This window comes from Sphaerobacter sp. (assembly GCF_019683595.1).
In the GTDB taxonomy this organism is placed as follows: Bacteria; Chloroflexota; Chloroflexia; order Thermomicrobiales; family Thermomicrobiaceae; genus Sphaerobacter.
Genome location: NZ_JADGHZ010000221.1, coordinates 1 through 5,060, shown reverse-complemented (window position 1 = coordinate 5,060; position 5,060 = coordinate 1). Strand labels below are relative to the sequence as shown.

Here is a 5,060-nt window from a genome sequence, read left to right as displayed (position 1 = left end):
GGGGGGGGGCGCGCCCCCCCCGACTGCGTGGCACGTATGCTGCATCACGCTGATTCGTTCCTCCCGCATCTCCCCTGATGGACACCGCCTGGCCTCGGCCGGGGATGGCGGGACGCCAAACACCCGGCGACGCCACCACCGTCCCTTGACCGATATACCCCCTGGGGGTATCATGACATCACGGGCCGCACCCCAACTGGCGGCAGGCGCCCGGCAACCTGTGCCTTCACGCACACGGTCCTCCTCGCAGAAGGGTTCCCCCACGATGAGTTCGACGCCACAGCATCCGGAGCAGCACCGGCACGACCACGGTGACCGCGTGGATCATCCGCAGCCCGAACAGGCGGAACATGCGGAGCATGGAGCGCACGCCGGCCATGCCGAGCATCAGGCGCATACGGATCACGCGGACCATGATCACGCCATGCGCATGGACTCGGTCGACGGCCGCACCGGAGAGCTGGAGCACGCGGCCCACGAGGCGCATGCCGGACACGCAGGTCACGAGGCGCACGAGGCACACGCCGAGCACGGCGGCCACGGTGAACACCTGGACCATGCAAGTCATGCCGGTCATGGCGGACACGCCGGGCACGCGGGACACGCCGAGGTCTTCCGGCGGCGCTTCTGGATCAACCTGATCCTGACCATCCCGATCCTGCTTTATAGCGAGATGCTCCAGGACTGGCTCGGCTTCAGCATGCCGACCTTCCCCGGCAGCGACCTGATCCCGCCGGTGTTGGGCACCGTCGTCTTCCTCTACGGCGGCGCGGTCTTCATCCAGGGAGGCTGGGATGAGATCCGGGCGCGCCAGCCGGGGATGATGCTCCTGATCTCGATGGCGATCGCCGTCGCCTTCGTCGCCAGCGCCGCCAGCACGCTTGGCTGGTTCAACCTCGAGTTCTGGTGGGAGCTGGCGCTGCTGATCGACGTCATGCTCCTCGGACACTGGCTCGAAATGCGAGCGCTCGGCCAGGCACAAAGCGCGCTCCAGGCGCTGGCCGCGCTCCTGCCGGATGAGGCCGAGCGCGTCGTCGCCGGCACGGTCGAGCGGGTGCCGCTGGAAGCGCTCCGCCCCGGCGACATCGTCCTGGTACGCCCCGGGGCACGAGTCCCGGCCGACGGCACGATCGTCGATGGCCGGGCCGAGCTGGACGAGTCGATGATGACCGGCGAATCGCGCCCGGTGCCCAAGGAGACCGGCGATGCGGTCGTCGCCGGGAGCGTCGTCCAGGGCTCGGCACTGCGGGTGCGCGTCGACGCGGTCGGGGACGATACCGCGCTGGCCGGGATCGAGCGGCTGGTGGCGGAGGCGCAGCAGTCGCGCTCGCGGGCGCAGGCGCTGGCCGACCGTGCAGCGGCGCTGCTCTTCTACATCGCGGTCGTGGCCGGCATCGCAACGTTCATCATCTGGGCCGCGCTAGGGGACATCGACTCCGGGGTGGTCCGCACGGTGACCGTGCTCGTGATCTCATGCCCCCACGCGCTCGGCCTGGCGATCCCGCTGGTGATCGCGCTCTCGACCTCCCTGTCGGCACGCCAGGGCATCCTGGTCCGGGACCGGCTGGCGCTGGAGCGCATGCGCGAGATCACCACGGTGCTGTTCGACAAGACCGGGACGCTCACCCGCGGCGAGCACGCCGTCACCGGTATCGTCGCGCTCGACGGCGATGCCGACGCCCTCCTGGCTGCAGCAGCCGCGGTCGAGGCCGACAGCGAGCACCCGCTGGCCCGCGCCATCGTCACCGCCGCCGAGGCCCGGCGGGTCAGCGTCCCGCGTGCGACGGACTTCCGCGCCATCGCCGGGCGCGGGGTCGAGGCCCAGGTCGACGGCACCGAGGTCGCCGTCGGTGGACCGAACCTGCTCCGCGAGCGGGGCCTGGAGGTGCCGGATGACCTGGCCGAGCGCGTGCGCCCCTGGCAGGAGCGCGGCGCGGCGGTGCTGCACGTCGTCCGCGACGGCCGGGTCGTCGGCGCGCTGGCACTGGAGGACGAGATCCGGCCGGAGTCGCGCGAGGCGGTCGAGGCGCTGCACGCCCGCGGCGTCCGGGTGGTCATGATCACCGGCGACGCGCGGCCGGTAGCCGAGGCGGTCGGGGCCGAGCTCGGCGTCGATGAGGTCTTCGCCGAGGTGCTGCCGGAGGACAAGGCCAACGCGGTCGCGACGCTTCAGCAGCGCGGCGAGCGGGTGGCGATGGTGGGTGACGGCGTGAACGACGCCCCGGCGCTGGCTCGCGCCGATGTCGGCATCGCGATCGGCGCCGGGACCGACGTCGCCATCGAGTCGGCCGGCGTGATCCTGGCCTCGAACGACCCCCGCGGCGTGGTGAGCGTCATGGAGCTCTCCCGGGCCAGCTACCGCAAGATGGTCGAGAACCTGGCTTGGGCCGCCGGGTACAACATCATCGCGATCCCGCTGGCCGCCGGGGTGCTGGCACCGTGGGGGATCGTCCTGCCGCCGGCCGTCGGCGCGCTGCTGATGAGCGCCTCGACGATCATCGTGGCACTGAACGCCCAGACCCTGCGCCGGCTGGACCTGCGCCCAGAGGCCGCCACGCACGAGCACGGCGGCCCGCCGCCCACCCGCGGGCGACAGGAGCCAGCCCTCTCGCGAGCAGGCTAGTTCCTACCCGCTGTTTGCCGGCACCACCCCGCTGGGGTGGTGCCGTTCGCGTCGCCACACGCAACAGCAGGCACAGGATGTGCGCACAAGTGGCCCACTTCCTGGCGATTTCGGCGCGTGCCAATGAGGCGCGGCGCTTCGTGGATCAGGAGATCATCCCCGGGCTGTGCTGCTGCCGTCGTGACGGCGCCGCTCGGCGGCGCCTGACAGCTTCGTCAGCGGTCTGTCACCCGTCTGTCATCCAAGAATCGTTAGCGATGGCCTACTATTCTTATGTTTCCTACCTTTCGCGGGTCCGCCTCCCCGCCCACCTCAATCGGTAAAGGAGGTGAACCGCCGCTTCGGTCCGGTGAGTGTCCACCCACCTGACCTGGAGACCGAACTCACCGTATCCCGGCAATCGTGTGGACCAGAATCGAGGGAGTACGATGAGAACGAGGCTCGTTCGCCTCCTGGTAATTCTCGCACTGATGCTCTCCGCCATGACCAGTCTGGGGTTTACCGCCGCCGCTCCCCCAGCGGGAAGCACCGGCACCGGCATGCCCGGCCGGTACCTCGTCGCGCTCAAGAGCACGGGGGATGCGCGCTTGATGCAGACCCAGGTCTCCGAGATGCAGACCCGGATCGCCAACATGGGCGGCACGGTTGTCCAGAACCTCGCGCCGCTCAACCTCCTGGTGGTTCAGGGGACCGATCAGGTCAAGCAGCGGTTGAAGGCCGACCCTCGCGTGGCCGGCGTCGCCACCGACCGCATCCAGCGCATCGTCCCGCCGGAGATGGCCCAGGACAGGTTTAGCCCCCCGCAGGCGGCTGAGCCGATCACGGTCGACCTGACCGACGACGTCGAGGGCGGCCGGGTCACGGCCGACCCGGCGTTCGACCTGTCCGGCCTGATGTGGAACATCGACCGGATCGAGGCCCCGGAGGCCTGGGACACCACGTCCGGGCAGCCCGAGGTACTGGTCGGCGTGGCAGACACCGGCCTCGACACCACCCACGTCGATCTGAAAGACAACATCGACTCGGTGGTCGACTTCACCCAGGGCGAGACTCCGCCCATCTGTGGCACGCTCTTCGGGGTCTCGGATCAGGATCTCGCCACCCAGTTCGGCGGGCCGGCCGACGGTGACTGGAACGGGCACGGGTCGTGGATCGGCGGCAACATCGCCGCGGTGATCAACAAGCAGGGCGTCAACGGCATCGCGCCCAACGTCAAGCTGGTCTCGCTCAAGATCTCGCAATGGTGCGGCTATGCCTATGATTCGACGATCCTCTCCGCCTTCCTCTACGCCGCCCAGAACGGGATCGACGTGGTCAACCTCTCCTTCGGCGGCTACCTTGACCGCAGCGACCCCGAGCAGGACATGGTCTACGGCCAGTACGCCTCCGCGATCGAGATGGCCCGATCCCAGGGGACGATCATCGTCGCCGCCGCAGGGAACGAGCATGTGGAGATCGGAGAGGGTGGCCAAGTGCTCAGCAGCGGCATGCTGACCACCCCAGGCACCGCTCCGGATGGGTTCCTCGACCTCAAGGGGATGTACGAGCTTCCGGGCGGGGTTCCGGGCGTCGTCGACGTCGGCTCGACCGGCAACCTCGTGAACGAGCCGTCTGACGAGTGTGCCGAGGGGACGACCGATGGCTCGGTCGCGACCTGCAAGCCGGAGGACGACGCGCACCAGCCGTACGGGGCCGGTAAGGAGAATCAGCTCGCCTACTACAGCAACTACGGACCGCGGATCGACCTCGTCGCCCCCGGCGGCTCCCGGATGTTCAACCTGCCGCTCTGGGATCGCGGCGGCACGCCTGGATTCCCCTACACCGTCGCCGACGACTTCACCGCGTGGCAGACCTTCTCCACGACGTCGAACTGGGCGATCTACACCGGGCAGATCCCCTGCTTCCTGTTCATCGGCGGCGGGTTCCCGGAGGGGCAGTGCTACACGACGATCCAGGGGACGTCGATGGCCACCCCGCACGTCGCGGCCGTCTTCGCCCTGGCTGCCAGCGCGAACCCGGACCTGCGCGGCGATCCGGACCGCCTGGTGGAGATCGTCAAGGATTCCGCTCAACAGATCACGGGGAACGAGACCCCGCCGCTCGACCCGAGCGACACCTCGCCCGGAGACATCGGCGGCCCGGCGTGCCCGACCGGGTACTGCCATCTGGGCGGAGACCCGATCCCCGATGAAGACGCCTACGGTGCCGGGCTGGTGGACGCCGCGGCCGCCGTTGAGGCAGCGATGGATGAGAGCACCGTGAGCCAGAGCCGGCCATGATCGCGGCACTGGCGCACTGATACGCCTCAGTAGGGACGAGTGCCGGGAGCTGTGCAGCTCCCGGCACTCGTCGGCCTCACACCCGACCAGTCTGGGAGCGCCGCGGTGCGGCGACGAGGACGGCGGCCCCCCCCCCCACGCGGACGGCCCCCCCGGGG

At 69.8% G+C, this 5,060-nt stretch carries 3 protein-coding genes; 2 read left to right on the top strand and 1 reads right to left on the bottom strand.

All coding sequences use genetic code 11. The features are described from left to right. Window positions 1-226 precede the first annotated feature (226 nt). A complete protein-coding gene (locus IRZ30_RS15505; RefSeq protein WP_294086432.1) occupies window positions 227-415 on the bottom strand; it encodes a hypothetical protein in 189 nt (62 codons plus the stop codon). A gap of 9 nt (window positions 416-424) precedes the next feature. Between IRZ30_RS15505 and IRZ30_RS15500 the strand changes: the two genes are divergently transcribed. Continuing rightward, window positions 425-2,623 (top strand): copper-translocating P-type ATPase, encoded by a 2,199-nt coding sequence (locus IRZ30_RS15500; RefSeq protein WP_294086431.1) that lies wholly within the window; start codon window positions 425-427, stop codon window positions 2,621-2,623. Window positions 2,624-3,051: 428 nt separating this feature from the next. Continuing rightward, window positions 3,052-4,902 carry a S8 family serine peptidase gene (locus IRZ30_RS15495; protein ID WP_294086430.1) on the top strand — a complete coding sequence of 617 codons (1,851 nt, stop codon included), beginning with the start codon at window positions 3,052-3,054 and terminating at the stop codon, window positions 4,900-4,902. Window positions 4,903-5,060: the final 158 nt, after the last annotated feature.